The organism is Actinomycetospora succinea, from assembly GCF_004363095.1.
Classification (GTDB): Bacteria; Actinomycetota; Actinomycetes; order Mycobacteriales; family Pseudonocardiaceae; genus Actinomycetospora; species Actinomycetospora succinea.
The window spans coordinates 200,050-226,232 of the sequence record NZ_SNYO01000004.1 but is presented as its reverse complement, the minus strand read 5'-3'; the positions used below and the strand labels follow the sequence as shown (position 1 = coordinate 226,232).

27 protein-coding genes and 1 pseudogene are annotated in these 26,183 nt (G+C 73.9%); 10 read left to right on the top strand and 18 right to left on the bottom strand.

Features of this window, described 5'->3' with window-relative positions:
* The first annotated feature begins 234 nt into the window (after positions 1-234).
* Complete coding sequence (locus EV188_RS16225; protein WP_208114226.1) at positions 235-1,635, top strand: MFS transporter; 1,401 nt, start codon at positions 235-237, stop codon at positions 1,633-1,635.
* A 180-nt stretch (positions 1,636-1,815) separates the two neighbouring features.
* Here EV188_RS16225 and EV188_RS16220 read toward each other — a convergent pair whose 3' ends face one another.
* The 3 genes from EV188_RS16220 to EV188_RS16210 all read right to left on the bottom strand — a co-directional run bounded on the left by EV188_RS16220 (position 1,816) and on the right by EV188_RS16210 (position 4,639).
* Positions 1,816-2,343, bottom strand: coding sequence for a YflT domain-containing protein (locus tag EV188_RS16220; protein ID WP_208114262.1), 528 nt, complete (start codon positions 2,341-2,343; stop codon positions 1,816-1,818).
* A 99-nt stretch (positions 2,344-2,442) separates the two neighbouring features.
* Positions 2,443-3,636 (bottom strand): acyl-CoA dehydrogenase family protein, encoded by a 1,194-nt coding sequence (locus tag EV188_RS16215; RefSeq protein ID WP_133827323.1) that lies wholly within the window; start codon positions 3,634-3,636, stop codon positions 2,443-2,445.
* A 43-nt stretch (positions 3,637-3,679) separates the two neighbouring features.
* Positions 3,680-4,639: an HpcH/HpaI aldolase/citrate lyase family protein gene (locus EV188_RS16210; protein WP_133827322.1), complete on the bottom strand. Its 960-nt coding sequence runs from the start codon at positions 4,637-4,639 to the stop codon at positions 3,680-3,682.
* A gap of 147 nt (positions 4,640-4,786) precedes the next feature.
* Here EV188_RS16210 and EV188_RS16205 point away from each other — a divergent pair, with 147 nt between their 5' ends.
* The 3 genes from EV188_RS16205 (at position 4,787) to EV188_RS16195 (ending at position 8,036) form a co-directional block, all read left to right on the top strand.
* The gene (locus EV188_RS16205; protein ID WP_133827743.1) at positions 4,787-6,073 is read left to right on the top strand and encodes a magnesium transporter MgtE N-terminal domain-containing protein; all 1,287 of its coding nucleotides are present in this window, start codon (positions 4,787-4,789) and stop codon (positions 6,071-6,073) included.
* On the top strand, positions 6,066-6,695 hold the full coding sequence (locus EV188_RS16200) for a DUF1003 domain-containing protein (RefSeq protein WP_133827321.1): 630 nt from the start codon (positions 6,066-6,068) through the stop codon (positions 6,693-6,695). Before EV188_RS16205 ends, EV188_RS16200 begins: the two co-directional genes overlap by 8 nt.
* A gap of 204 nt (positions 6,696-6,899) precedes the next feature.
* On the top strand, positions 6,900-8,036 hold the full coding sequence (locus tag EV188_RS16195; protein ID WP_133827320.1) for an Mrp/NBP35 family ATP-binding protein: 1,137 nt from the start codon (positions 6,900-6,902) through the stop codon (positions 8,034-8,036).
* A gap of 118 nt (positions 8,037-8,154) precedes the next feature.
* On the opposite strand, the gene rsgA is transcribed toward EV188_RS16195, so the two are convergent.
* Together rsgA and EV188_RS16185 are read right to left on the bottom strand one after the other, a co-directional pair.
* Positions 8,155-9,189, bottom strand: coding sequence for a ribosome small subunit-dependent GTPase A (rsgA, locus tag EV188_RS16190; protein WP_133827319.1), 1,035 nt, complete (start codon positions 9,187-9,189; stop codon positions 8,155-8,157).
* A gap of 315 nt (positions 9,190-9,504) precedes the next feature.
* Complete coding sequence (locus EV188_RS16185; RefSeq protein WP_133827318.1) at positions 9,505-10,377, bottom strand: dioxygenase family protein; 873 nt, start codon at positions 10,375-10,377, stop codon at positions 9,505-9,507.
* A gap of 83 nt (positions 10,378-10,460) precedes the next feature.
* On the opposite strand from EV188_RS16185, the gene EV188_RS16180 reads away from it, so the two are divergent.
* On the top strand, positions 10,461-10,985 hold the full coding sequence (locus EV188_RS16180; protein ID WP_133827317.1) for a MarR family winged helix-turn-helix transcriptional regulator: 525 nt from the start codon (positions 10,461-10,463) through the stop codon (positions 10,983-10,985).
* Here EV188_RS16180 and EV188_RS16175 read toward each other — a convergent pair.
* Entirely contained in the window at positions 10,948-11,733 is a 786-nt protein-coding gene (locus tag EV188_RS16175; RefSeq protein WP_133827316.1) for an adenylate/guanylate cyclase domain-containing protein, read from the bottom strand. The two genes, EV188_RS16180 and EV188_RS16175, sit on opposite strands and share 38 nt — an antisense overlap.
* Positions 11,734-11,862: 129 nt before the next feature.
* On the opposite strand from EV188_RS16175, the gene EV188_RS16170 reads away from it, so the two are divergent.
* Positions 11,863-13,398, top strand: coding sequence for an AMP-binding protein (locus EV188_RS16170; protein WP_133827315.1), 1,536 nt, complete (start codon positions 11,863-11,865; stop codon positions 13,396-13,398).
* Between the two features lie 16 nt (positions 13,399-13,414).
* Here EV188_RS16170 and tatB read toward each other — a convergent pair whose 3' ends face one another.
* The 4 genes from tatB to sigE form a co-directional block, all read right to left on the bottom strand.
* Complete coding sequence (tatB, locus tag EV188_RS16165) at positions 13,415-13,858, bottom strand: Sec-independent protein translocase protein TatB (protein ID WP_133827314.1); 444 nt, start codon at positions 13,856-13,858, stop codon at positions 13,415-13,417.
* Between the two features lie 8 nt (positions 13,859-13,866).
* Positions 13,867-15,513 carry a S1C family serine protease gene (locus EV188_RS16160; protein ID WP_133827313.1) on the bottom strand — a complete coding sequence of 549 codons (1,647 nt, stop codon included), beginning with the start codon at positions 15,511-15,513 and terminating at the stop codon, positions 13,867-13,869.
* A 147-nt stretch (positions 15,514-15,660) separates the two neighbouring features.
* Positions 15,661-16,284, bottom strand: a complete 624-nt coding sequence (locus EV188_RS16155) for a hypothetical protein (protein WP_133827312.1) — start codon at positions 16,282-16,284, stop codon at positions 15,661-15,663.
* Complete coding sequence (sigE, locus tag EV188_RS16150) at positions 16,281-16,832, bottom strand: RNA polymerase sigma factor SigE (RefSeq protein ID WP_133827742.1); 552 nt, start codon at positions 16,830-16,832, stop codon at positions 16,281-16,283. The genes EV188_RS16155 and sigE overlap by 4 nt, the downstream gene beginning before the upstream one ends.
* Before the next feature lie 319 nt (positions 16,833-17,151).
* Between sigE and EV188_RS16145 the strand changes: the two genes are divergently transcribed.
* Positions 17,152-17,934: an O-methyltransferase gene (locus EV188_RS16145; protein WP_133827311.1), complete on the top strand. Its 783-nt coding sequence runs from the start codon at positions 17,152-17,154 to the stop codon at positions 17,932-17,934.
* Here the strand turns inward: EV188_RS16145 and EV188_RS16140 are convergent.
* The 6 genes and pseudogenes from EV188_RS16140 to EV188_RS16115 form a co-directional block, all read right to left on the bottom strand.
* Entirely contained in the window at positions 17,923-19,374 is a 1,452-nt protein-coding gene (locus EV188_RS16140) for a leucyl aminopeptidase family protein (protein ID WP_133827310.1), read from the bottom strand. The genes EV188_RS16145 and EV188_RS16140 overlap by 12 nt on opposite strands.
* A 152-nt stretch (positions 19,375-19,526) precedes the next feature.
* Positions 19,527-19,694 (bottom strand): DUF3117 domain-containing protein, encoded by a 168-nt coding sequence (locus EV188_RS16135; protein ID WP_133827309.1) that lies wholly within the window; start codon positions 19,692-19,694, stop codon positions 19,527-19,529.
* A 151-nt stretch (positions 19,695-19,845) separates the two neighbouring features.
* Positions 19,846-20,463 carry a DNA-3-methyladenine glycosylase I gene (locus EV188_RS16130; RefSeq protein WP_279536747.1) on the bottom strand — a complete coding sequence of 206 codons (618 nt, stop codon included), beginning with the start codon at positions 20,461-20,463 and terminating at the stop codon, positions 19,846-19,848.
* Between the two features lie 8 nt (positions 20,464-20,471).
* Positions 20,472-20,933, bottom strand: a complete 462-nt coding sequence (locus EV188_RS16125; RefSeq protein WP_133827307.1) for an SRPBCC family protein — start codon at positions 20,931-20,933, stop codon at positions 20,472-20,474.
* A 172-nt stretch (positions 20,934-21,105) separates the two neighbouring features.
* Positions 21,106-21,384: pseudogene (locus EV188_RS32620) on the bottom strand (DivIVA domain-containing protein); the annotation flags it as partial.
* Positions 21,385-21,458: 74 nt separating this feature from the next.
* Entirely contained in the window at positions 21,459-22,406 is a 948-nt protein-coding gene (locus EV188_RS16115) for a glucosyl-3-phosphoglycerate synthase (protein WP_133827305.1), read from the bottom strand.
* 52 nt (positions 22,407-22,458) lie between these two features.
* Between EV188_RS16115 and folP the strand changes: the two genes are divergently transcribed.
* Both folP and EV188_RS16105 read left to right on the top strand, forming a co-directional pair.
* Complete coding sequence (gene folP, locus EV188_RS16110) at positions 22,459-23,349, top strand: dihydropteroate synthase (RefSeq protein WP_133827304.1); 891 nt, start codon at positions 22,459-22,461, stop codon at positions 23,347-23,349.
* Positions 23,349-24,110, top strand: a complete 762-nt coding sequence (locus EV188_RS16105) for a dihydrofolate reductase family protein (RefSeq protein WP_133827303.1) — start codon at positions 23,349-23,351, stop codon at positions 24,108-24,110. Before folP ends, EV188_RS16105 begins: the two co-directional genes overlap by 1 nt.
* On the opposite strand, the gene EV188_RS16100 is transcribed toward EV188_RS16105, so the two are convergent.
* Both EV188_RS16100 and EV188_RS16095 read right to left on the bottom strand, forming a co-directional pair.
* Positions 24,057-24,638, bottom strand: a complete 582-nt coding sequence (locus EV188_RS16100; RefSeq protein WP_133827302.1) for an LOG family protein — start codon at positions 24,636-24,638, stop codon at positions 24,057-24,059. The two genes, EV188_RS16105 and EV188_RS16100, sit on opposite strands and share 54 nt — an antisense overlap.
* On the bottom strand, positions 24,635-25,414 hold the full coding sequence (locus EV188_RS16095; RefSeq protein ID WP_133827301.1) for an LOG family protein: 780 nt from the start codon (positions 25,412-25,414) through the stop codon (positions 24,635-24,637). The genes EV188_RS16100 and EV188_RS16095 overlap by 4 nt, the downstream gene beginning before the upstream one ends.
* 129 nt (positions 25,415-25,543) lie before the next feature.
* Here EV188_RS16095 and wrbA point away from each other — a divergent pair, with 129 nt between their 5' ends.
* On the top strand, positions 25,544-26,173 hold the full coding sequence (gene wrbA / locus EV188_RS16090; RefSeq protein ID WP_133827300.1) for an NAD(P)H:quinone oxidoreductase: 630 nt from the start codon (positions 25,544-25,546) through the stop codon (positions 26,171-26,173).
* Positions 26,174-26,183 lie beyond the last annotated feature (10 nt).

Sequence of the window (26,183 nt, the reverse complement as noted above, 5' to 3'; positions counted from 1 at the left end):
CTACCGGAATTCGTCGTCACACTCGGTGAATTCGTGTTGTAGTCAATCGAGCACTCAGAGGTATTTCGGCAGGCCAGAGCGCTGAGCGTGTGACTAGAGTCGTTCTCGTTGTGAACACTCGGTGACACGGGAGGTGCCATGACGACGCAATACCCATCGCCTGCCCAGGAATCGGTCCGGAGCCTCATCCCGGCCCGCATCGACAGACTCCCGTGGTCTCCCTTCCATACGAGAATGGTGCTGGCCCTCGGGTCCTGCTGGATCCTCGACGGCCTCGAGATCACCATCGCGAGCAACGTCGGCGAGAAGCTCTCGGGCGCCGACCGGCTCGGCATCTCGACCACGGCGGTCGGCCTGCTCGCCACCGTGTACCTCATCGGCCAGGTGGTCGGCGCCCTGGTGTTCGGCCAGATCTCCGACCGCCTCGGGCGCCGCAAGCTCTTCTTCATCACGCTGGCGATCTACTTCGGCGGCAGCGCGCTGACCGCGTTCACCCTCGGCACGGGCGCCGCGTCGATCACGTTCCTCTACCTGACGAGGTTCATCGCGGGCGCCGGCATCGGCGGCGAGTACGCGGCGATCAACTCCGCGATCGACGAGCTGATCCCCGCGCCGTACCGCGGCCGCACCGACATCATCGTCAACGGCACCTACTGGGCGGGCGCGGCGATCGCGGCCGTCATCCAGATCCCGCTGCTCTCCGGCGCCATCTCCCCCGCGTGGGACTGGCGGCTGGCCTTCCTCATCGGCCCGGTGCTGGCGATCGTGATCATCTTCCTGCGCCGCTCGGTGCCCGAGAGCCCGCGCTGGCAGATCATGCACGGGCGCGGCGCGGAGGCCGAGGAGTCGATCCGCTTCATCGAGCACGAGGTCGAGACGACCACCGGCAAGCACGTCGACCCCGTCGACGAGCAGAAGGCCATCGAGATCCGCCCGACGCCCTCGGCGGGCTACCTCACGCTGCTGCGGATCCTGTTCCGGACCTACCCGGGCCGCTCCACGCTCGGCGCGGTCCTGATGATCACGCAGTCGTTCCTCTACAACGCGATCTTCTTCTCGTACGCGATCGTGCTGACCCACTTCTACCTGGGGCCGGACGCGGACACGTCGATCTACTACATCCCGTTCGCGATCGGGAACTTCCTCGGCCCACTCCTGCTGGGGCGGCTGTTCGACACCGTCGGGCGCCGGCAGATGATCGCCGGCACGTACCTGCTGGCCGGCGTCCTGCTGATCATCACGGCGTTCCTCTTCCAGGCCGGCGTGCTCAACGCGCTGACCCAGACGATCGCCTGGTGCATCATCTTCTTCTTCGCCTCCGCGGGCGCCAGCGCGGCGTACCTGACGGTCAGCGAGATCTTCCCGATGGAGGTCCGGGCGAAGGCCATCGCGGTGTTCTTCGCGATCGCCCAGATCTTCGGCTCCGTGGCCCCGCTGCTCTACGCGTTCATGATCGGCAGCGAGGACAACCCGAGCACGTCGGGCCTGTTCTGGGCCTACATCCTCGGCGCCGTCATCATGATCATCGGTGGCATCGTCGCCGCGGTCCTGGGCGTGGCGGCGGAGGGCAAGTCGCTCGAGGACATCGCCACGCCGCTGTCCGTGGTCCGCGCGACGGGCGTCGGCGGGGCCTGACCGTCGTCATGATCGGCGTCCGGGTGACGAAACCACGCAGATCCGCGGGGGTTCGTCACCGGGATCGCGATCAAGGTCCGGGGGCCTGCCAGTTCACGTCTCCCCCGGCGTGTCGCGCCGGCGAGGATGTGGCGATCCTGGCCTTGAGTGCCAGCGATGCCGCATCGCTGGTACCGGGACTCAGCCGTCGGTGCCCATCGCCAGCTTGCCGAGCATGTCGCGTGCCTTCTCGGCGTTGCGGGGCTGGCACAGCACGTCGTAGCGCCCGGCCACGATCTGGCTCTGCGAGGTGAAGTCGCGCCGGCCGCGGGAGGCGCCGTAGGTGATCGCGCCGGAGACGATGCCGAACACGATGCCGATGACGAGGCCCGTGAGGATCGCGCCGAGGCCGCCGATCCCGCCCGCGGGCGAGAGCAGCGAGAGCACGAGACCCACGAACAGGCCCAGCCAGGCACCGGACGCGGCGCCGGTGGCGATGACGCGGCCCCAGGTCAGGCGGCCGATGACCCGCTCGACGAGCATGAGGTCGACGCCGACGATGGTGACGTCGGCGACGGGGAACTCGTTGTCGGCGAGGTGGTCGACGGCGCGCTGGGCCTCCTCGTACTTGGCGTAGGAGCCCACCGGCCAGCCGGACGGCGGCTCGGGGAGGTTCGGCAGCCCGGGCTGGGTACCGGGGCGCCCGGTGAACGGCGCAGTCACGACGATCCCTCGCTGTCCTCTCGACGATCTCGTCCCGTACAACGGCGAACCCCGCCCGGTAGTGCCCGGGCGGGGAGCCAGTGTGACGGAGGACAGTACCGCTGATCAGCGCAGCTTGTAGTCCTTGAGGAGACCACGGCTGATGATCGTCTTCTGGATCTCCGAGGTGCCCTCGCCGATGAGCAGGAACGGGGCCTCGCGCATGAGGCGCTCGATCTCGTACTCCTTCGAGTAGCCGTAGCCGCCGTGGATGCGGAACGACTCCTCGGTGACCTCCTTGCAGTACTCGGAGGCGATCATCTTGGCCATCCCGGCCTCGACGTCGTTGCGCTCGCCGCGGTCCTTGAGGCGGGCGGCGTTGACCATCATGTGGTGCGCGGCCTCGACCTTGGTGGCCATCTCGGCGAGCTTGAACGAGATCGCCTGGTGCTGCGCGATCGGCTTGCCGAACGTGGAGCGCTGCTGGGCGTACTCGATGCCCAGCTCGAATGCCCGGATCGCGATGCCGCAGGCGCGGGCGGCGACGTTGACGCGGCCGACCTCGACGCCGTCCATCATCTGCGCGAAGCCCTTGCCGGGGGCCGCGCCGAGCACCTGCGACTGCGGGATGCGGAAGCCGTCGAACACCATCTCGGTGGTGTCGACGCCCTTGTAGCCCATCTTGTCGATCTTGCCGGGGATCGAGAGGCCCTCGGCGACCTTGCCGAAGCCGCGCTCCTTGTCGACGAGGATCGTCGTCAGGTTCTGGTACGGCTTCTCGGCGCCCTCGTCGGTCTTGACCAGCACGGCCGACAGGTTCGACGACCCGCCGTTGGTCAGCCACATCTTGGCGCCGTTGACGACGTAGTCGTCGCCGTCGACCTTCGCGCTGGTCTTGATGGCGGCGACGTCGGAGCCGAGGTCGGGCTCGGACATCGAGAACGACCCGGTGATCTCACCGGTCGCCATCTTCGGCAGGTAGTGCGCCTTCTGCTCCGGCGTGCCGTGCTGGCGCAGCATGTAGGCGACGATGAAGTGGGTGTTGATGACGCCCGAGACGCTCATCCACCCGCGGGCGATCTGCTCGACCACCAGCGCGTAGGTCAGCAGCGACTCGCCCAGACCGTCGAACTCCTCCGGGATCATGAGCCCGAACAGGCCCATCTCCTTCATCCCGTCGACGATGTCCTGCGGGTAGACGTCGTCGTGCTCGAGCTGCTGTGCGTGCGGGATGATCTCCTTGTCCACGAAGTCGCGGACCGTGGACAGGATCTCCTGCTGCACATCGGTCAGTCCGGCGGTCTGGGCGAGGCGTGCCATGCGTGGTGCTCCTGCTGTCCTAGAAGTTACCGACGAGTATTGGTCAGCTCTCCGGCGGCGTCCAGCGCTCGCCGCGGGTCATGCCCGCCGCGCGGCCCTTGCCCGCGATGACCAGCGCCATCTTGCGCGAGGCCTCGTCGATCATCTCGTCGCCGAGCATCGCGGAGCCCTTGGCGCCGCCGGCCTCCGAGGTGAACCACTCGTAGGCGTCGAGGATGTTCTCGGCGTGGTCGTAGTCCTCCTGCGACGGCGAGAACGTCTCGTTCGCGGCGTCGATCTGGCCGGGGTGCAGCACCCACTTGCCGTCGTAGCCCAGCGCCGCCGCCCGGTTCGCCACGCGGCGGAAGCCGTCGACGTCGCGGATCTGCAGGTAGGGGCCGTCGATGGCCTGCAGGTCGTTGGCCCGCGCGGCCATGAGGATCTGCATGAGGATGTAGTGGTAGGCGTCGCCCTCGGTGTAGCCGGGGGGCTGCTCGCCGACGACCAGCGACTTCATGTTGATCGAGGCCATGAAGTCGGCGGGGCCGAAGACGATGGTCTCCAGGCGCGGCGACGACTCGGCGATCGCGACGACGTTGTTCAGGCCGCGCGCGTTCTCGATCTGGGCCTCGACGCCGATGCGCCCGACCTCCAGGCCCATCGTCTTCTCGATCTGGGTGAGCAGGAAGTCCAGCGCGTGGACCTGCTCGGGCGTCTGCACCTTCGGCAGCATGATCGCGTCGAGGTTGGCCCCGGCGCCCTCCACGACCTCGGTGACGTCGCGGTAGGTCCACTCGGTGGTCCAGTCGTTGACGCGCACGACGCGCGTCTTGCCCTCCCAGCCGCCCTCGTTGAGCGCCGCCACGATCGTCTTGCGGGCCTCGGGCTTGACCAGCGGTGCGCAGGCGTCCTCGAGGTCCAGGAAGATCTGGTCGGCGGGCAGGGTCCGGGCCTTGTCGATGAACTTCTGGCTCGACCCGGGCACCGCCAGACACGACCGGCGGGGGCGGTTCTCGACACTCACGAGTAGCTGACCTCCATATGCACGTGACCGGCGGCCGATGCTGACACGCGCTCCCGCGACGCATCGGCCGAGGTGGCGACCCTCTCAGAGGTGACTCGATCCAGCTCGACACCCGATGGCGGTTAGCCTTCTGGCGTGACTACCGCCATGGCCAGGGTGTTCGTGGCCCGCATGGTCGGGCTCCCGGTCCTCGGACCGGACGGGGAGCGGATCGGGCGCGTGCGCGACGCCGTGTGCGCGGTGTCGGTCGGCCCGCGGCCGCCCCGCGTGCTCGGTCTCGTCGTCATGGTGGGTTCGCGCCGGCGCATCTTCGTGCCGATGCTGCGCGTGACGGCGGTCGACGCCGCCGCGGTGACGCTCGCCACCGGCCAGGTCAACCTGCGCGCGTTCGCCCAGCGTCCCAACGAGGTGCTCGTCGTCGGCGAGATGCTCGACGCCCGCGTGCGGGTCGTCGACCACGACGCCGACGCGCAGGTGGCCGACGTGCTCATGGAGCACCAGCGCAGCCGCGACTGGCTGGTGACGCGGGTGGCGGTCCGCGAGCTCGTCGGGCGGCTCGGCCGGCGAGGTCCGATCCAGGTGCTGCCGTGGGCGGCCATCTCCGGGCTCTCGCTCGACGAGACCGGGCAGGGCACCGAGCAGCTGCTCTCGACGTTCGAGGACATGCGCCCCGCCGACATCGCGCACGCGCTGATGGACCTGCCCCAGCGCCGGCGCCACGACGTCGCCGACGGCCTGGGCGACGACCGCCTGGCCGACGTGCTCGAGGAGCTCCCGTCCTCCGAGCAGCAGGATCTCCTGCGCCACCTCTCGACCGAGCGCGCCGCCGACGTCCTCGAGGAGATGGACCCCGACGACGCCGCCGACCTGCTCGCCGACCTCCCCGGCGCCGAGTCCGAGGAGCTGCTCGGGCTGATGGAGCCCGAGGAGTCGGAGCCGGTCCGGCGCCTGCTGTCGTACTCGTCGAACACCGCGGGCGGGCTCATGACGCCCGAGCCGATCGTGCTCCAGCCCGGCGCGACGATCGCCGAGGCGCTCGCGCACGTCCGCAACCCCGACATCACCCCGGCGCTGGCGTCGATGGTGTTCGTCTGCCGCCCGCCCACGGCCACGCCGACCGGGCGCTACCTGGGCTGCGTGCACTCCCAGCGGCTGCTGCGCGAGGCGCCGTCCGACCTGGTCGCGGGCGTCCTCGACTCCGAGCTCACCCGGATCGGGCCGGACGCGACGCTCGCCGAGGTCACCCGCTACTTCGCGACCTACAACCTCGTCTGCGGGCCGGTCATCGACGAGGCCGGGCACCTGGTGGGGGCGGTGACGGTCGACGACGTCCTCGACCACCTGCTCCCCGAGGACTGGCGCTCGCACCCCGACCCCGAACCCGCACCGCCGGCCACCCCGCCGGCGCCCGTCCCCGGAGCGAGCCGTGCCTGAGGCCAGCGCCCGGCGGCGTCTCGACCAGCCCGCCGGGACCCGCCGCATCCGTCTCACCGTCGACACGGAGTGGTTCGCGCGCGTCGCCGAGAGCCTCGCGCGCTTCCTCGGCACCGGCACGTTCCTGCTGTGGCAGTCGGTGATCGTGGCGACGTGGATCGCGCTGAACGTCTTCGCGATCAGCCTGCAGTGGGATCCGTACCCCTTCATCCTGCTCAACCTGGCGTTCTCCACCCAGGCCGCCTACGCCGCGCCGCTGATCCTGCTCGCGCAGAACCGCCAGGACGACCGTGACCGCGTGTCCCTCGAGGAGGACCGCACGCGCGCCTCGCGCCTCTCCGCGGAGACCGAGTACCTCGCCCGCGAGCTGGCGTCGATGCGCCTGCAGCTCGGCGAGGTCGTCACCCGCGACTACCTGCGCGGCGAGCTCGAGCAGGTCCGCGGCGTGCGCGACGGCACCCGCGACGCCGACGGGCGGACCGACAAGGCGCTGGAGAAGGCCGTCGCGCGGGCCGTCGACCGGGCGGTGGCCCGTAACCTCGAGCAGGCGCTGGCCCGCGCGCTGGACCAGGCGGGGCACACCGCTCCGTCGGACGGCGACCTGCACCGCAACGGGCACTGACCGCCTGCCGGCACCGCGTCCGTGCACGCCGCGTGAAAGGCGTGTGACCGCGGGGTGACGGGCGACGCTCCGCGTGCCCGGCGGTGCGCGGGAGGCGGCACGTAGCATGGGGACCAGTTGACGGGCCCCCGAGTGCTCGTCCGCCGGTACCCGTGCGGGGCTCCGCCCCCGGGACCGCCCTACGCCGAGTCCGAGAAGGGTCCGATGGCCGCAGCACCATCCGTCGACGCGATCCGGTCCGCCCTGGCCGGCGTCGAGGATCCCGAGATCCACAAGCCCATCACCGAGCTGGGGATGGTCAAGGACATCAACGTCCTCGACCACGGCAAGGTGGAGGTGGCCGTCTACCTGACCGTCGCCGGCTGCCCGATGAAGGACACCATCACCCAGCGGGTGACCACCGCGGTGTCCGCGGTCTCCGGCGTCACGGCCGTGTCGGTCGAGCTCGACGTCATGAACGACGAGCAGCGCCGCGAGCTGCGCAAGACGGTCCGCGGCGACTCCGACGAGCCCGTCATCCCGTTCGCCCAGCCCGGCTCGATGACCCGCGTCTACGCGGTCGCCTCGGGCAAGGGCGGCGTCGGCAAGTCGTCGGTGACGGTCAACCTCGCCGCCGCGATGGCCGACAAGGGCCTCTCGGTCGGTGTGGTCGACGCCGACATCTACGGCCACTCGGTGCCGCGCATGCTCGGCACCGAGGAGAAGCCGACCAAGGTCGACGACATGATCATGCCGCCGCAGGCCCACGGCGTGAAGCTGATCTCGATCGGCATGTTCACCCCGGGCAACACGCCCGTGGTCTGGCGCGGCCCGATGCTGCACCGCGCGCTGCAGCAGTTCCTCGCCGACGTGTTCTGGGGCGACCTCGACATCCTGCTGCTCGACCTGCCCCCGGGCACCGGCGACATCGCCATCTCCGTCGCGCAGCTCATCCCGAACGCCGAGCTGCTCGTGGTCACCACGCCGCAGCAGGCGGCCTCGGAGGTCGCCGAGCGCGCGGGCGCGATCTCGCTGCAGACCCGCCAGCGCCTGGCCGGGGTCATCGAGAACATGTCGTGGATGGACATGCCCGACGGCTCGAAGCTCGACCTCTTCGGCTCCGGCGGCGGGCAGGTCGTCGCCGACTCGCTGGCCAAGTCCGTCGGCGGCAACGTCCCGCTCCTGGGCCAGATCCCGATCGACACCCGCCTGCGCGAGGGCGGCGACGCCGGCGTGCCGCTGGTGCTCAGCGAGCCGGCCTCCGCCGCCGGCGCCGCCCTGCGCGCCGTCGCCGAGAAGCTCTCCGTGCGGTCCCGCGGCCTCGCGGGGATGTCGCTGAACATCTCGCCCGCCGGGCGGTAGTCGCTCGCCCGTCCGCGCGCGCCTTCGCGAAACGAACGTCCAGCTGAGCACGCCGATAGGGCTCTCGGTGCTTCCGTAGCAGCGAAAGCGCCGTTCGTTCGTCCAGAGGGCAGGGCGGTCAGCGCCCGCGAGCCCGGTAGCGGGCGCGCTGGTCCTTCGTGACCTGCTTCCACCGTGCGCGCCGTTCCGAGGCCAGGCGGGCGTCGGTGCGCGCCGCCGCCCACTCGTCCTCGCGCCGGAGCTTGCGGTAGGCCTCGAAGCGGCGTTCCGGGAGCTCGTCGTCGTGCACCGCCGCCCGCACCGCGCACCCGGGCTCGTGCTCGTGGGCGCAGTCGGAGAACCGGCAGCCGTCGGCGAGGTCGACGACGTCGGCGAAGGCGCGCTCGATGCCCTCGGCGGCGTCGCGGATGCCCACGGCGCGCAGGCCCGGCGTGTCCACGAGGACACCGCCACCAGGGAGCGGCAGGAGCTCCCGGTGCACGGTGGTGTGCCGGCCCTTGCCGTCGACGGCGCGGACCGCCCCGACCGCCAGCACGTCGGCGCCGAGCAGGGCGTTGGCGAGCGTCGACTTGCCGGCACCGGACGGCCCGACGAGCACCGTGGTGCCCCGGGCCGCCGCGGCCACGTCCTCGACGCCCTCGCCCGTCACGGCGCTGACGCCCACGACCTCCACACCGGGTGCGGAGAGCGCGAGCTCGGACAGCACGCCGGCGAGGTCGTCGGTGCGGTCGATCTTGGTGACGACCAGCACCGGCGTCGCCCCGCTCTCCCACGCCAGGGCGACGAGGCGCTCGACGCGCCCGGTGCGCGCCGCCGACTCGGCGGGCACGGTGACGAGGACGGTGTCGACGTTGGCCGCCAGCACCTGGGCCTCGGAACGTCCCGAGGTCGCGGCGCGGGCGAGGGTGGTGCGGCGGGGCAGGACGGCGGCGACGGCGCCGTCCGCCACCAGCACCCAGTCGCCGACGGCGCAGTGCCCGCGCGACGACGCGTGGACGCGGCCGTCGGCGGTCAGGACGTCGACGCGGCCGCGGTCGACACGGGCGACGCGGCCGGGCACACCGGAGGCGTCGGAGGTGGAAGCGAGCTGCTCCCAGGAGCCGTCCCAGCCGTAGGAGGCGAGGACGGAGTCGTGCGGAGAAGAAGTGAACACTGCGGGGTACGACCCTTCGAGCAGGACGCCGCGCAGTCACACAGCCGGCGTCACCGAGAGATGGCGTGACGGCGCCTCACCTGGCGCCCGCAGAGGGCGGCCATGGCGTTCACTCCTCGAAGTCGTTCCCGGGGACATTCGCCCCGATCCTGGGCAGGATGCCCCGGCGCTCGTGCCGTGCGCCAGCGTTTTCATCCCGCCTGCGCCACCCGGGCGAGCCCGTACCGTCGCTCGCCAAGGACCCCGAGAAACGAACGGCGCTTTCGCTGCTTCGGAAGCAGCGAGAGCGCCGTTCGTTCGTCACAGGCCCGACTGTCAAGCGACCTGCAGTGAGCGCCGGGAGAGGCCCCACATGGTGCCGTCGATCGTCGTGGTCACCGGGCCCTCGGGGTCGGTGGCCGCGCCGAGGGTGACGAACAGCGGCACGAAGTGCTCGGCCGTCGGGTGGGCGTACGGCATGCCCGGGGCGTCGCGGAAGCGGTGCAGGGTCTCGAGGTCGCTGCGGTCGAGGGCCTCGGCGGCCCAGGCGTCGAAGTCGCCCGTCCAGCCCGGGGTCTCCTGGCCGGCGAGCATCTCGCGCGACAGGAACGGCAGGCCGTGGGTCATGAAGCCCGAGCCGATGACGAGCACGCCCTCGCTGCGCAGCTCCCGCAGGCGGGTGCCGATGGCGAGCAGGCGGTCCGGGTCCTCGGTCGGCAGGCTCATCTGCAGGACGGGCACGTCGCCGAGCGGGTACATGACCTTCAGCGGCACCCAGGCGCCGTGGTCGAGACCGCGGCGGGAGGTGTGCACCGGCTGGCCGTCGGGCAGCGTCGCCGCGATCCGGGCCGCGAGCGCCGTGGCGTCGGGGGTCGCGTAGGTCATCCGGTAGAAGCGCTCGGCGAAGCCGCCGAAGTCGTACACCAGCGGGGTGCCGGCCTCCGCGCTCGAGAGCGTCAGCGGCGCGGACTCCCAGTGCGCCGAGACGATGAGGATCGCCTCCGGGGTCGGCAGCCGGTCGGCCCACTCCCCCAGGCGCGTCATCCACTCCGCGTCGTCGAACAGCGGCGGCGCCCCGTGGCTGACGTAGAGCGCGGGCAGCGGGCCGTCCTCCGGTGTCCAGGGCGTGCGCAGGGCGGCGCGCTCGCGCGCGGCCGGCTCGTAGGCGTCGAACGCCGCTCCCGGGTGGGCGGTGGCGAACGGGTCCATGGTGTCTCCCTGGAGTGACAAGTTGATGCTTCAACTCCGGACACTACCTGCGAAGAGTTGAAGCATCAAGTAATGTGGGACCCATGCACGAGGAGCCCTGGCTGGACGACGACGAGCAGCGCGCGTGGCGGCGCACCGCGGCGGTGATGACGCTCCTCCCCGCGGCGCTCGACGCGCAACTGCAGCGCGACGCCGGGCTGACCCAGTTCTCCTACCTGACGCTGGCCATGCTCTCCGAGACGCCCGGGCGCACGCTGCCGATGAGCGCGCTCGCGGCCACCGTCAACTCCTCGCTCTCCCGCCTCTCGCACGTCGTGGCGCGCCTCGAGCAGCAGGGCTGGGTGACGCGCGAGCCCTCGCCCGAGAGCGGCCGCGTCACCGTCGCCCGCCTCACCGACGCGGGCCTGGAGAAGGTTCGGCAGACCGCCCCGGGCCACGCCGCCGAGGTCCGCCGGCTGATCTTCGACGTGCTCGACGACACGGGCGTCGAATCCCTGGCCTGCGTCACCGCGGCGATCCTGGGCCGCCTCGACCCGTCGGGCGGCCTGCGCGCCAACCCGCTGAACAGGCTCAGCCCGGAGGCCGGCGACCGACCCGCCACGGGGTGATGTCGGGCGGCACGCCCTTGCCGCGGCGCCTGCTCAGCGGGAACGTCGCGAACTCCCCGCCGTCGAGCAGCGCGCGGGTCGGGCTCGAGACGCAGACCTCACCGGGACCGGCCGCGTCGGTGATCCGGGCGGCGATGTTGACGTCGCGCCCGTAGTAGTCGCCGCCGAGCGGCTGCGGGGTGCCGACGTGCACGCCCGCCCGCAGGGACAGGCGGTGCCCGTCGACGTCGAGCGCGGCGACGGCGTCGCGGGCGGCCAGCGCCACCTCGACGGCGTCCTCGGCGCTCGGGTGCACGGCCATCAGCCCGTCGCCGAGGCGCTTCACGACGCGGCCGCGGCGGCGCACGAGCGGCTCCACCGCTGCGCCGACGCGGCGCAGCGCGCACACCGCGACGTCGTCGCCCACCTCGAGCGTCCAGTCGGAGAAGCCGGCGAGGTCGGTGAAGAGCACGACGACCTGCTCGTCGCTGGGGCGCTCCTCGAGCCCGGCGTGGGCCTGCCACAGCTGCAGCGCGGTGAGCCCGACCTCGCGCAGCACGCTCGGGCGGGTCGCCGCAAGGGGCGCGAGCTGGGCGGCGACGCGGCCGACGGCGTCGTCGCCGGTCGAGAGCGGGTCGCCGTACGCGGCGTCGCCGGGCAGCCGCGAGCGCGCCCACTCGAGCGCCGCGAGCAGGCGCGGGTCGCTGTCGAGCCGGTGGGCCGCCCCGAGGACGCGCTGTCGGACCGGCTCACGCTGATGCGCAAGCACGTGACCGAAAGTAACAGTCAGCCCGGACGGTCTTCGAGCTGCGGAGGCCGGTCGTGAGCGACCTCTCGCCGAACGTCCTCGTCGACGTGTAGACCGTGCGGGACACCGACCGTCCTCCGGGAGTTGATGATGCAGGTCCCGTTCGAGATCCAGGACTTCCTCGACCGCGCCGAGATCGTGTACGGCGACCGGACCGGGATCGTCGACGAGCCCGACCAGCCGGCCGCGCCGCTGACCGACCTCACCTACGCACGGGTCGCCGAGCTCGCCCGCGCGCAGGCGGCGGCCCTGGACGCCATGGGCGTCGGGTTCGGTGAGCGCGTCGCGATCGTCTCGCACAACAGCGCGCGCCTGCTCGTGGCGTTCTTCGGGGTGGCGGGCCACGGGCGCGTGCTGGTGCCAGTGAACTTCCGGCTCTCGGTCGACGAGGTCACCTACATCGTCGAGCAGTCCGGGGCGAGCCTGCTGCTCGTCGACCCGGAGCTCGAGGAGGCGCTCAAGGGCGTCCCGTGCGCGCGCACGGTGGTGCTCGGCGAGCAGGGCGACGAGGAGATCTACCGCTTCGGCGTCGCGCCCGTGCCGTGGGAGCCGGACGAGGACGCCACCGCGACGATCAACTACACGAGCGGCACGACCGCCCGCCCGAAGGGCGTGGAGCTGACCCACCGCAACCTGTGGGTCAACGCGACGACCTTCGGGATGCACCTCGGTGTGAGCGACCGCGACGTCTACCTGCACACGCTGCCGATGTTCCACGCCAACGGCTGGGGCATGCCGTTCGCCGTGACCGGGCTCGGCGCGAAGCACGTGGTCCTGCGCAAGGTCGACGGCGCGGAGATCCTGCGCCGGGTCGCGGCCCACGACGTCACCGTGCTGTGCGCCGCCCCGGCGGTGATCAGCGCCGTGCTCACCGCCGCCGCCGACTGGGAGGGCGAGATCCCCGGCCGCGGACGGGTCCGCATCGTCGGGGCGGGCGCACCCCCGCCCACGCGGACGATCGCGCAGGTCGAGGAGGTGCTGGGCTGGGAGTTCATCCAGATCTACGGCCTCACCGAGACCTCGCCGCTGCTGACGTTCAACCGCACGCGCGCCGAGTGGGACGACCAGCCCACCGAGGAGCGGGCGTCCCGGCTCGGGCGCGCCGGCGCCCCCGCCCTGGGCGTGAAGGTGCGGATCTCCGACGACGGCGAGGTCCTCGCCCGGTCCAACGTCGTCCTCAAGAGCTACTGGGAGCGCCCCGACGAGACCGAGAAGGTGCTGCAGGACGGCTGGTTCCACACCGGTGACGGCGGCAGCGTCGACGAGGACGGGTACGTGACGATCAGCGACCGCCGCAAGGACGTGATCATCAGCGGTGGGGAGAACGTGTCCTCCATCGAGGTCGAGGACACGCTGTTCAACCACCCCGCGGTCGCCGAGGTCGCGGTCATCGGCGTGCCCGACGAGAAGTGGGGCGAGACGATCAAGGCGCTGGTGGTGCTCGTCCCGGGGCAGCAGGTCGGCGAGGCCGAGCTCATCGAGCACTGCAAGGCCCACCTCGCGCGCTACAAGGCGCCGACGTCGATCGAGTTCCGCGAGGAGCTCGCGCGGACGGCCACCGGGAAGCTGCAGAAGTTCAAGCTGCGCGAGCAGTACTGGGAGGGCCGCGGGCGCCAGGTCAACTGAGGAGTGACCTGACGGGTCAGGTGGCGTCCGGGTCCACGGGGGCGATCTCCCCGGCGCCCAGGGGCCGGCTGGGGGTCCGCGGCGGTGGGGTCGGGGACGTCCCGTTGGTCGGCGGCGTGGCCGGCGGTGTGGCGGGCGTGGCGGGGGCCGCGGTGCCGGGCGTCGCCGAGCCGCTCCACGTGCCGTCGGCGGGCGGCTCGCTGAACAGGTTCTGGCGCACGGCGCGGCGCGGGTCGAGGTCGCGGACCGAGCGCAGGTCCTCGAGGGGCTTGCGCAGCTCGTCGAACTCGGGGCCGAGCTCCTGGCGCAGCTGGTCGCGCGCGCCGGTGGCGTAGTCGCGGATCGTGCGCACGGTGCTCGCGACCCAGGACGCGGCGGCGGGCAGGCGCTCCGGGCCCAGCACGAACAGCCCGACGAGGGCGAGCACCAGCAGCTCGGGCCAGCCGACGTTGTCGAACACCCTGCCCCCTAGAGCGTGACCTGCAGCGTCAGCGGACGGCCCTCGCGCACGACGCCGAGGCTGACGGTCTGGCCGGGCAGGTGCTCGCGCACGGCCACGACGAGCTCGTCGGCCGACGCGATCGGGCGGTCGTCGACGCGCAGGACCACGTCGCCCTCCTGCACGCCCGCGCGCGAGGCGGGCCCGCCCTGGCGGACGTTGAGGATCTGCGCGCCGTCCGCGGTGCCGTCGGTGACCGACTTGGCGTTCACCCCGAGGTCGCTGTGGGCGTAGCCGCCGGTCCGGATGATCGACTGGGCGATGGTGCGGACGTCGTCGATCGGGATGGCGAAGCCCAGCCCGATCGAGCCGCCCTCGCCGCCGCCAAGGGTGCGGATCGCGGTGTTGATCCCGACGACGGCCCCGGACGTGTCGACGAGCGCGCCGCCGGAGTTGCCGGGGTTGATCGCCGCGTCGGTCTGGATGGCGTCGATGACGGGGTTGGCCTCGGCCGACTCGGCGTCGAGGCGCACCGGGCGGTCGACGGAGCTGACGATGCCCTCGGTGACCGTGCCGGCCAGGCCGAGCGGCGAGCCGATCGCGATCACGCCGTCGCCGACGCGCAGGTCCGCCGAGCGCCCGAGCTGGGCGACCACCGGGTTCGCGACGTCGACCTTGACGACCGCGACGTCGGTGTTCGGGTCGCGCCCGACGACCCGGGCGGGCGCCCGCATCCCGGAGGCGAAGACGGCCTCGAGGCTCGCGCGCGGGTCGTTGGCCGCCAGCTCGACGACGTGGTTGTTGGTGACGATGTAGCCGTCCGGGGTGAGCACGACGCCCGAGCCGGTGCCCCCGCTGCTGCCGGCCTGCAGCTCGAGCGAGACGACCGCCGGGGCGACGCGCCCGGCGACGTCGGCGACCGAGCCCGGCGGGCGCTCGCGCCCCGCCTCGACCGGGGTGAGCGTCGCGCCCGGGTCGACGAGGCTGTCGGCACCGCCCGCGACGGCCCAGCCGACCACGCCGCCGACCGCGCCGAGCAGCAGCGCCATCACGGCCAGCAGGGCGAGCGCGGTGGGCTGGACACGGCGCCCGAGGACGAGCTCGCGGGCCGAGAGTCGCGGGCCCACCGGGCGCGCGGCCTCACCGGAGCGCGACTCCCGCAGCGCCGGACCGCCCAGCTCGGCGCCCGCGTCGGGGTCGCGCCAGGGGTCGCTGGTGGCGGTGTCGTTCTCCCAGAAGTCGTCGGGGCCCCGGTCGTCGTCCGCGGGGCGCTCGGGGCGCTGCAGCGAGGTCGCGTCCGGGCCCTCGGGGCGGCCGAACGCGGCGACCAGCGCCGGCGCGGGGGCCTCGCCCCGGCCGGGCGGGCGCGCTCGACCGGTGTCGCGCTCGCCGAAGCCGCCCTCGACGCCCGCGGGGCGGCCGAAGACGGCGGCGAGCTCGCGCTCGTCGGCGTGGTGGCCGTTGCCGTGCCCGTTCGTGTGGCCGTTCGTGTGCCCGTTCGCGGCGCCGTGCCCGTTCGCGCCGTGCCCGTTGGACTGCCCGTTGGTCTGCCCGTTGGTCTGCCCGTTGGTCTGCGCCGGACCGTGGCCGTTGGTCGCGCCGTCGGCGTGCTCGCCCGGGGTAGCGGTGTCGGCGGCGTCGGGCGTGGACCCCTGCGGGTCGGTGGGTCCGGTCATCGCGTGTCCCGGCGGGTGCGCGGGCGGGCAGGCCGCAGAAGGGTGGTGCTCATCGCCCCACCACCGTAGAGCCTCGGGGCGCGCCACGCGTCGACACCGTCACAGCGTGCGACCGCAGCGGTGAAGGGCCGGTCAGCGGACGGGCACTCAGGGAGCGCCGGGGCCCGGCAGCGCGCCGGATCGCGAGGCGGCGGTGCGGTCGCGGACCGCGAGGTCGGCGGCCGCGGCGGTGGGCGTGACGCTCGGCGCCACGGTCTGCAGAGCGGGGGCGCGCGTGGCCGCCGAGGACGGCGCGGTGCCGGACACGATGGCCGGCCCGGCGAACGCGGCGAGGGCGGCCGCGCCGACGACCACCCCGGAGCTGAGGGCCACCGGCACCCCGAGGGCGCGGCGGCGGGGCCAGCGGCGGGCGCGGTGGCCGGGCTCGTCGTGGTCCGGGTCGGCGGCGACGACGATCTCGCCGTCGGGACCGACCGCGAGGCCCGCGGGGGCCTGCGGGACGGGCGCCGCGTCGGGGATGGAGCACAGGGCGCTGATGAGCGAGCTGGGGACGGCGGGACCGCCGGCCGCGCGGACCCGGCGCCGGGCCTGCCGCTGGGCGGCGACCTCGGCGGCGCAGGACAGGCAGCGGTCGACGTGCGCGGCCGCGCGGTGGGCCGGACCGGGCGGCAGCTCGTCGTCGACGAACGCCACGACAGCGTCGAGCGCGAGATGGCCGGCCTCGGTGAACCGCCGCGACCAGCCCGAGCCCCCGGAGCGTCCGGAGATCATGCCGAGCTCCGTGAGGAGGGGTCGCGGGACTCGAGCGCTGCGCGCAGGGCCTGACGCCCGCGGTGGATGCGGCTTCGCACGGTCCCCAGTTTGACACCGAGGGTCGCCGCGATCTCCTCGTACGAGAGACCTTCCACGTCGCAGAGCACGACGGCGGCGCGGAACTCGGGCGCGAGCGCGTCGAGGGCGGCCTGCAGGTCGGGGTCGAGGTGGGCCTCGGACCAGACCTGCTCGGGGTCGGGGCCGCCGCCGGGCAGGCGGTCGGTGTCCTCGGGGAGGCCCTCCATCCGCAGCCGGGCGCGGCGGCGGACCATGTCGAGGAAGAGGTTGGTGGTGATCCGGTGCAGCCAGCCCTCGAACGTGCCGGGCTTGTAGCCGGAGAGCGACCGGAACACGCGGATGAAGGTCTCCTGCGTGAGGTCCTCGGCGTCGTGGGCGTCGCCGGTGAGGCGGTAGGCGAGGCGGTAGACCCGGTCGGCGTGCTGGCGCACGACGTCGTCCCAGGTCGGCGGCACCCACGTCCCGGTCTCGTCGAAGACGTCGTCCATGGCCGCGGGGGCGTGCTCGGGACGCTCGAGGAGAGCCGTCCCGCCCGAGGACGGCGCGCCCGAGGGGGAGACGGCGGCGGCGGGGGCGGGTCGGTCGGGCATCGGGGTGCGTGCTCCTCGGCTCGGCTGACGGCGGCCGGTCGGGGTGCCGGCGACGTGGGCACCACTCTGGCGGGCCGTCATGTCACAGGGGTGAGGTCGAGCTGAGAGGGCCCTGAGTTTCCGCAGGTGGACGTGATCCCGCCCTCACCCCGACCGTGTCGGCGGCGTGTCGGCGCGGCACGCCGGTCCCGGCCGCGACGCGATCTAGCCTGCTCCCATGGCGACGGGACGCCCGGGCGGGCGCGGCGGTGGGAGCGCGCGCGGCCCGTCCCGGCCCCTGCGTGCCGTCCGCAGGCCGGAGGCGAGCGCCCCGGTCGCCACCGACGCCCCCGGTCCCGACGAGGCCGAGGTCGCCGCCCGTGCCCGGACCCGCGTCGCCGAGCGGGCGGAGGCGTTCCTCGTCGAGGACGAGCTGCTCGCCGGGCTGCGCGCGCGCTCGGCGGAGGCGGGCGTCGTCGCCGTCTCCCCGGCGACCGCGGCCGCGCTGACCTTCCTCGCCGCCTCGACGCGGGCGCGCGCCGTCGTCGAGATCGGCACGGGCCTGGGGATCGGCACCGTCGCGCTCCTGCGCGGGATGCCCGCCGACGGGCTGCTGACCAGCATCGACCCCGACGGCGAGCGCCAGGGCCGGGCGCGCGCGGCGTGCGCCGAGGCGGGGTTCCCGCCCGGGCGCGTCCGGATGATCAAGGGGACGTCGCGGCAGGTGCTGCCGAAGCTCTCGGACGCCGGCTACGACCTCGTCGTCGTCGACGGCGTGACCACCGAGATGCCCCGCGACCTCGAGGCGTCGCTGCGCCTGCTGCGCCCGGGCGGCGTGGTGGTCGTCGACGACGTGCTCTGGGCGGGTCGGCTCGCCGACCCGGTGCGCCGCGAGGCCGTCGCGGGCGCGCTGCGCGAGACCGTGCGGGTCGTCCGGGAGGACGAGCGCCTCGTGCCGCTGGTGCTGCCGATCGCCGACGGCCTGCTCTGCGCGGCCCTGCGCGAGCCGTCAGGCGCGTGACGCGCAGAACTCCACGAGCGTCCGGGCGGCGAAGCCCGTCGCGCCCTTGGCGACCTCCTCGTGCGGGCTGTCGCAGCGCGCGGGCCCGGCGATGTCGAGGTGCGCCCACGGCCGCCCGTCGGTGAAGCGGCGCAGGAACAGGGCCGCCGCGATGGCGCCCGGCCCGCCGGGGGCCTGGCGGACGTCGGCGATGCGGGAGTCGACGTCGGGGTCGAGGTCGGCGGTCAGCGGCATCGGCCACCACGCCTCGCCGGTGCCCTCGCCGGCCGCGACGATCGCCGCGCGCAGGGCCGGGTCGCTGGCGAAGACCCCGCCGGTGCGCACGCCGAGGGCGACCTTCATCGCCCCGGTGAGCGTGGCGACGTCGACGACCACGTCGGGCGCCAGTTCCTCGAGGGCGTAGGCGATCGCGTCGGCGAGCACCATGCGGCCCTCGGCGTCGGTGTTGGTGACCTCGGTGGTGGTGCCGCCGCGGTGGCGCACGATGTCACCCGGGCGGTACGCCGACCCGGAGACGTGGTTCTCGGCGAGCGGGACCAGCCCGGTGACCCGCACCGGCACGCCCAGCCGCGCGACCGCCCGGAGCGCGGCGACGACGGCGGCGCCGCCCGCGCAGTCGGTGCGCATGTCCGCCATGCCGGCGTTCGGCTTGATCGAGATGCCGCCGGTGTCGAAGGTGATGCCCTTGCCGACGAGGACGACGTGGTCGGTTGCGCCCTCCGGGGTCCACGCCAGCTCGAGGAACCGGGGCGGGCGCGACGAGCCGCCGCCGACGGCGAGGACGCCGCCGAAGCCCTCCGCGGCGAGCCAGTGCTCGTCGCGGACGGTGACCCGGAGGCCCTCGGCGTCGGCGACCAGCGCGGACGCGGTGTCCGCGAACCAGGCCGGCGACTTGGCGCCCGAGGGCGTGTCGGCCAGGTCGCGGGCGCGGGCCGTGGCCGTGGCGAGCTCGACGGCTCGCTCGACCGCGCCGCGGTGCTCGCCGGGGACGCCGACGTGCACCCGCAGGCGCAGCGGGGTGCCGTCGGACTTCACGGCGAACCGGTGGGAGCCGAGGACGACGCCGAGCGCCAGCGCGGCCCAGTCGTCGGCCGAGGTCGGCGCGTCCTCGGGACGGTCGGGGCGCAGGACGGCGACGCGCTCGTCGCCGGTGCCCAGGGCGCTCGCCGGGGCGTCGCGGACGGCGCGGACCGCGGCGGCGCCGGCGGAGCGCCAGTCCCGCGCGCGGCCCTCCCCCACGCCGACCAGCCAGCTCGCCGGGGCCGAGGGACCAGCACCGGGCAGCGCGGCGACCGAGCCCGCCGAGGGCCGCCAGCCCGGCGGGGCACCCTCGACGGCCCCCTCGACGGCACCGTCACCGGCGTCGTCGGAGGTGTCGTCGGAGGTGTCGTCCGCGGTCTCGCCGTCGTCGGCGCGCTCGTCACGCCGCCGCCAGCGCACGGTGGCGGCACTCTCGGCGCCGTCACCGGGAGGGACGTCGGTGGTGAGGACGGCGAGCGGGGTGGGCAGCGCCGGTGCCGCGTACTGCGCAGCGACGTCCTGCGCAGCGACCGCGGGGCCGGCGCCGTCCCGCCCCGCGGAGGTCGGGGTGCTCAGCCGACCACGCCCTGCAGAGCCTCTCGCAGGTCGCCCGCCTCGTCCGCCGTCATCTCGACGACGAGGCGCCCCCCACCCTCGAGAGGCACGCGCATCACGATGCCGCGCCCCTCCTTGGTGACCTCGAGGGGACCGTCACCGGTCCGGGGCTTCATGGCCGCCATAGCGTGCTCCCTCCACGAGCTGGTCGTCTTCGTCCCCCGTGTCGCCCGAGAGGGCGGCCGGGGAGCGAGCGCCGTGTGACAAGCGACGATTCTTCCCTATGGACCCGACAGGCACGACACCGGAGCGATCACCCGGGCGTGTCCGCCCCGGTCAGGCGCCCGCCCGACCGGCCGCAGGGGCACCCGACGGCGTCACGGCGCGGAAGCAACCGGCGACGTGGTCGTCGACCATCCCGGTGGCCTGCATCATCGCGTAGCACGTCGTCGGCCCCACGAACCGGAAGCCGCGGGCGCGTAGGGCCTTGGCCATCGCGGTCGACTCCGGCGTGGTGGCGGGGACGTCCTCGAAGCCCACCGGCGGCGCCTCCCGCGCGGGCGGGGCGAACGACCAGAGCAGCGTGTCGAGGTCCTCGCCGCGCTCGGCGAGCCCGAGCACGGCACGGGCGTTGGCGATCGTCGCCTCGATCTTGGCGCGGTTGCGGACGATCCCGGCGTCGGCGAGCAGGCGCTCGACGTCGTCGTCGCCGAAGCGGGCCACCGCCTCCGGGTCGAAGTCGGCGAACGCGGCCCGGAACGCCGGGCGCTTGCGCAGCACGACCAGCCACGAGAGCCCCGACTGGAATGCCTCGAGGCTGATCCGCTCGTACAGCGCGTCGCGTCCGCGCAGCTCACGGCCCCACTCGGTGTCGTGGTAGTCCGCGAGCAGCCCGTCCCCGGCGCCCCAGGGGCAACGGCCGACCCCGTCGGGACCGACCACGGCCGCACTCACCGGGGAGGTCATCGGGCGCTCTCGCACCGCCGGGCGAACGTGTCGAGCGAGCGCTGCACGCCCCACGCGAACGCCGGCTTCACCAGCGGCCAGCCCAGCGCGCCGAGGGGGCCGAGCGGCAGGTCGAGCTGCTCGCTCCACACGAACGTCGAGGCCTCGCGCCCGTCGTCACCCCGGCGCTCCAGCACGCTGAACACGCCGCTGCCGCGCACGACGGCCCCGGTGTGGCGCACGGTCGCGCGGTGCGGCGGGTCCCAACCGACGATCTCCATGGTGTCGGTGACGCCCAGCGGCCCCACACCCGTGGTCGCGGCCAGCTCGGAGCCGACGCTGACGCCGTCCCCGCGCGTGACCCGCACCGACGTGCCGAGCATCCACTCGCCCTGGGCCTCCCAGTCGGTGACCTGCCGCCAGACCGTCTCGACGGGCGCGTCGACGTCCACGGACAGCGTGATCTCTCGTCGCGCCATGCCTCTCCTCTGCTCGTCAGCGGAGGGGTTCCGCCGACGCTGAGTGTCCGTACGTGCGCTCGGCCGAACCCGCCGGGGGCGTCGGGTCGGTGGGCGTCGGGTCGGCGAGCCCGGTGCCGTTGGTCCGCAGGACCGCGGCGGGCTCGACGGCCGGGCGGGCGGGCTCCCCGCCCTCCATCGCGTCGACGCGCGCCCGCAGCGCGTCGACCTCGGCGGCCAGACGCTCGAGCGCCCAGTCGACCTCGCTGCACTTGTAGCCGCGCAGGGTCTGCTGGAAGCGCAGGTCGCGCACGTCGCCGCCGGTGAGGTCGCGCGCGGGCAGCCGCGTCGGCGTGGCGCCGGGCGGCATCGGGGCCAGCTCCTCGCCGCGGCCGAAGACGAACGCCGCCAGCAGGTAGACCGCGGCGGCCACGAGGCCGACCACGATCACGTACACCAGCGCGCTCCCCATGGGCCCCGATGGTAGGTGGAGACCCCGACAGGGAGACGAAGCGGAGCGGAGCTCGACCCATCGACAGGTCCCTGTCAGCTCCCGGTGGCGCGCAGTGTCGCGAGCGGCGGGCGGTCGGTGGTGGCGACGATCTGCTCGTCGGGAAGCCAGTCGCCGTCGACGGGCACGAACTGCGTGAGCGGGTCCGCGCCGGGGTGCCCGGGCACGCAGCGGCGCACGACGGCGTCGAGCACCTCCGCGGCCGTGGCGCCCAGCGCGCGCAGGGTGCGGTGGCGGTGCTTGCGGACGCCGAGGTCGACCTGGGCGATGGCGTCGAGCCCGCGCTCGCGGTGGGTGTCGAGCAGCAGCCCGATCTCGACGCCGTAGCCCGCGGCGAACGGCAGCGACTCGAGCAGCTCGCGGGTCGCGGCGTACTCGCCGCCGAGCGGCTGCACGACCCCGGCGAGCTCGGGGCGCAGGGCGGCGAGCGCCGGGCGTGCGGTGAGCTCGGTGACGCGCCCGCCGCCGGTCAGCGCCGCGTCGGCGTCCGCCATCCCGGAAGACGGAAGCCTCAACGGCCGGTGGTAGAAGCCCTTGACCAGCGCGACGCCGTCGACGGTGAGCAGCGGTCCGAGCAGGTTGACGACGAAGTCGGGGCCGAGGTCGACGAGGTCGGAGTCGAGGAAGACGACGAGGTCGCCCGACGTCGCGGCCAGCGAGCGCCAGAGCACCTCGCCCTTGCCCGGGCGCACCGGCACCCCGGGCAGCACCGCGTCGCGCGCCACCACCCGCGCCCCGGCCTCCCGCGCCCGGGCGACGGTGGCGTCGGTGGACCCCGAGTCGACGACGAGGAGCTCGTCGACCAGCGTCCCGAGCAGCGGACGCACGGCGGCCACCACGCCCCCGACGGTGGCCTCCTCGTCGAGCGCCGGCAGCACCACCGACACCGTGCGACCGGCCTTCGCGACGGTCAGACCGGCGGCGGTCCAGGGCGGCCGGGCCCACGTCCGGCGGGCGAACCAGTCCTCGGTGCCTGCCCTCACGCTGCGTTCTGCTCCTCGTCTCGGGACCCTGGAGATCGTGTATCAAGACGGCATGGCGAGCGCCGCGGCCGAGGACGCCCTCACGCACATCGTGCTCCGCGGTCGGCACCTCCGCCGTGACCGCGCCCTCATCATGGCGATCGTCAACCGCACGCCCGACTCGTTCTACGACCAGGGCAGCACGTGGGCGCCCGAGGACGCCCGCAAGGCGATCGACGACGCGGTCGCGGCCGGCGCCGACGTGGTCGACCTCGGCGGAGTACCCGCGAGCCCGGGTCCCGAGGTGTCGGTCGCCGAGGAGCTCGACCGGCTCCTGCCCACCCTGACCTGGACCCGCGAGCAGCACCCCGACCTCGCGATCAGCGTCGACACCTACCGCGCCGAGGTCGCCCAGGCCTGCCTCGCCGCGGGCGCCGACCTCGTCAACGACAGCTGGGCGGGCTGGGACCCGGACATCCTGCCGGTCACCGCGCGCTACGGGGCGGGCTACGTCTGCGCGCACACCGGCGGGCTCACCCCGCGCACCGACCCGGTTCGGCCGGTCTACGACGACGTCGTCGGCGACGTGGTCGCGGTCACCACCGCGCTGGCCGAGCGCGCCGTGGCCGCCGGCGTGCCGCGCGAGGGCCTCCTGCTCGACCCCACCATCGACTTCGGCAAGAACACCCGGCAGAGCCTCGAGGTGCTCCGCGGCCTGCCGCGCCTCGTGGCGACGGGGACGCCGGTGCTGCTCGCGATGTCCAACAAGGGCGTCGTCGGCGAGACCCTCGACGTGCCGCTGCACGGGCGCCTGACGGGCACGCTCGCCGCGACGGCGCTGGCCGCGGCGGCCGGGGTGACGATGGTGCGCGCCCACCAGGTCGAGGAGACCCGCCAGACCCTGGAGATGGTCGCGAGCGTGCTCGGCGACCGGCCCCCGTCGCGCGCGGAACGCTGGACGTGATGCACCGGGTCTGGCCGCTGCCGGCCCCCGGAGTCGACCCAGTGCTCGACGACGCCGGGCTCGAGGAGCTCTACACCTACCCCGCTGGTTCTTCGGTCCGGGACTCCTGGCTCGCGGTGAACTTTGTCAGCTCCCTCGACGGCGGCATCGAGGTCGAGGGCCGGTCGAGGGGGCTCTCGACGCCGGCCGACCGGCGGGTGTTCGCGCTGGCCCACGACCTCGCCGACGTCGTGCTGCTCGGCGCCGGGACCGCGGTCGCCGAGGACTACCCCGGCCTGCGCCCGGACACCGCGACCGCCGCGCGCCGCGCCCGCCACGGCCTCGCGCCGGTGGCCCCGCTGGCGCTGGTCACGTCCGGGTCGCTGCCGCCCGACGCCACGAGCCTCGTCGACGTCGCGGTCCCGTCGATCGTGGTCACGTCGGCGGCCGGCGCGGCGAAGCGGCAGGCGTGGGAGGACGCGGGCGCCGAGTTGCTCGTCGCCGGTGACGAGGACGTCGACCTCGCCGACGCGGTCGCGCAGCTCGCCGCGCGGGGGCTGCGCCGGATCGACTGCGAGGGCGGGCCCGGGATCGTCGGGACGCTGCTCGCGCGCGACCTCGTCGACGAGATCCGGCTGAGCTACGCGCCGTTCGCCGTCGCCGGGCAGGCCGCACGGATGGCGCGCACCGACGAGGCGCTCAGCCCGCCCGCCGCGTTCGACGTCGGGTCACTGCTGGTCGACGACGGCACGCTGCTGGTGCGCTACCTCCGGCGACGCTAGGGCGTCCAGGGCCCCGTCGACCGTGGTGGCGCGCACGACGCCCGCCATCCCGCGGGCGGACACGAACCCGGTCCCGACGAGGCTCTCCAGCCAGGTGAACAGCGGGTCGTAGAACCCGTCGGGATCGAGCACGACGACGGGCTTGTCGTGCATGCGCAGGTACCCCGACGTCCAGGCCTCGAACAGCTCCTCGAGCGTGCCGAGCCCGCCGGGCAGGGCGAGCATCGCGTCGCTGCGCGCGTCCATCTCGCCCTTGCGGGTGCGCATGTCGGCGACGACGACGAGCTCGTCGGCCTGGTCGTCGGCGACCTCACGCTCCACCAGCGCCTCGGGGATGACGCCGACCGTCCGTGCCCCGCCCTCGCGCGCGGCCCGGGCGACGGCGCCCATCATCGACACGCGCCCGCCGCCGGAGACGAGGCTCCAGCCGCGCGCCGCGATCGCCGCGCCGACCTCGCCGGCCAGCGCGATCGCGGGCTCGGGGACGGGCCCCGACGCACAGAACACGCAGACCGCGAGCGGCCTCATGAACCGACGACCTCGCGGAAGCCCTCCTCGACGATCTTCACGACCTCGTCGATGTCGTCGGTGAGGTGGATGAGGTCGACGTCGCGCGGGCTGATCGTCCCGGCCTCGACGGCGGGCCCCTTCAGCCACTCGAGCAGACCGCTCCAGTAGGCGGTGCCGAGCAGGACCACGGGGAATCGGGTGACCTTGCCGGTCTGCACGAGCACCAGCGCCTCGAACAGCTCGTCGAGCGTCCCGAAGCCGCCGGGCAGGCATACGAACGCCTGGGCGTACTTGACGAACATCGTCTTGCGGGCGAAGAAGTAGCGGAACCCGACGCCGAGGTCGACCCAGGGGTTGAGCCCCTGCTCGAACGGCAGCTCGATGCCCAGGCCCACCGAGAGCCCGCCGGCCTCGGATGCGCCGCGGTTGGCGGCCTCCATCGCGCCCGGGCCGCCGCCGGTGATGACGGCGTAGCCGGCACGGACCAGCGCCCCGCCCAGCTCCATGCCGAGGGCGTAGTCGGGGTGCTCGCGGGGCGTGCGGGCCGACCCGAACACGGTGACCGCGCGCGGGATCTCGGCGAGGACGCTGAAGCCCTCGACGAACTCCGCCTGGATGCGCTGCAGGCGCCACGCGTCGGAGTGCACCCAGTCGATCGGGCCGCGCGAGTCGAGCAGGCGCTGGTCGGTGGTCGAGCTCAGCCGGGCCGGGTCGCGGTGCTCCGGGCGACGGCGGTCGATGGTCGTCGGGCGGGGCGCCGTCGCGTCCTGGCCCGCCGGGTCGTCGTGGAGCATGCCGTCGAGCGTAGGAGCCCGACCCGAACGGGGCCGGACCACGGGGTTCACAGCGGTTCACGGTTTGCGACGTCGCGGGGCGTGGCACGCCCTGGTTGAAAGACGAACTTCTCCTCAGGAGGCACCACCGTGGCGGTCACGCCCAAGGTCGCGATCATCTACTACAGCTCGACCGGCACCATCCACTCGCTGGCCTTGGAGTACGCGAAGGGCCTGGAGGGTGCGGGCGCCGAGGTGCGCCTGCGCAAGGTGCACGAGCTGGCGCCGCCGGAGGCCATCGCGTCGAACGAGGCGTGGGCCGCCCACGCCGAGGCCACCGCGGACGTCCCCGAGGCCACCGCGGACGACGTGCTGTGGGCCGACGCCGTCGTGTTCGGCACGCCCACCCGCTACGGCAACGTGGCCGCGCAGCTCAAGCAGTTCATCGACACCCTCGGCCCGCAGTGGGCGCAGGGCCAGCTCGCCGACAAGGTCTACTCGGGGTTCACCTCGACCTCGACCGCCCACGGCGGGCAGGAGTCGACGCTGCTCGCGCTCTACAACACGTTCCACCACTTCGGCGGCGTGACCGTGACCCCGGGCTACACCGACCCGATCCAGTTCCAGGTCGGCAACCCCTACGGCCCGTCGCACGTCGACGGCCAGGGCTCCATCCCGATCTCCGAGGAGACGCGCCAGGCCACGCAGTACGCCGGCCAGCGCATCGCGACGGTGACGCGCCAGCTCGTCGCCGGCCGTGCCGAGGTCGCCGCGATCTGAGGCTCGCCCG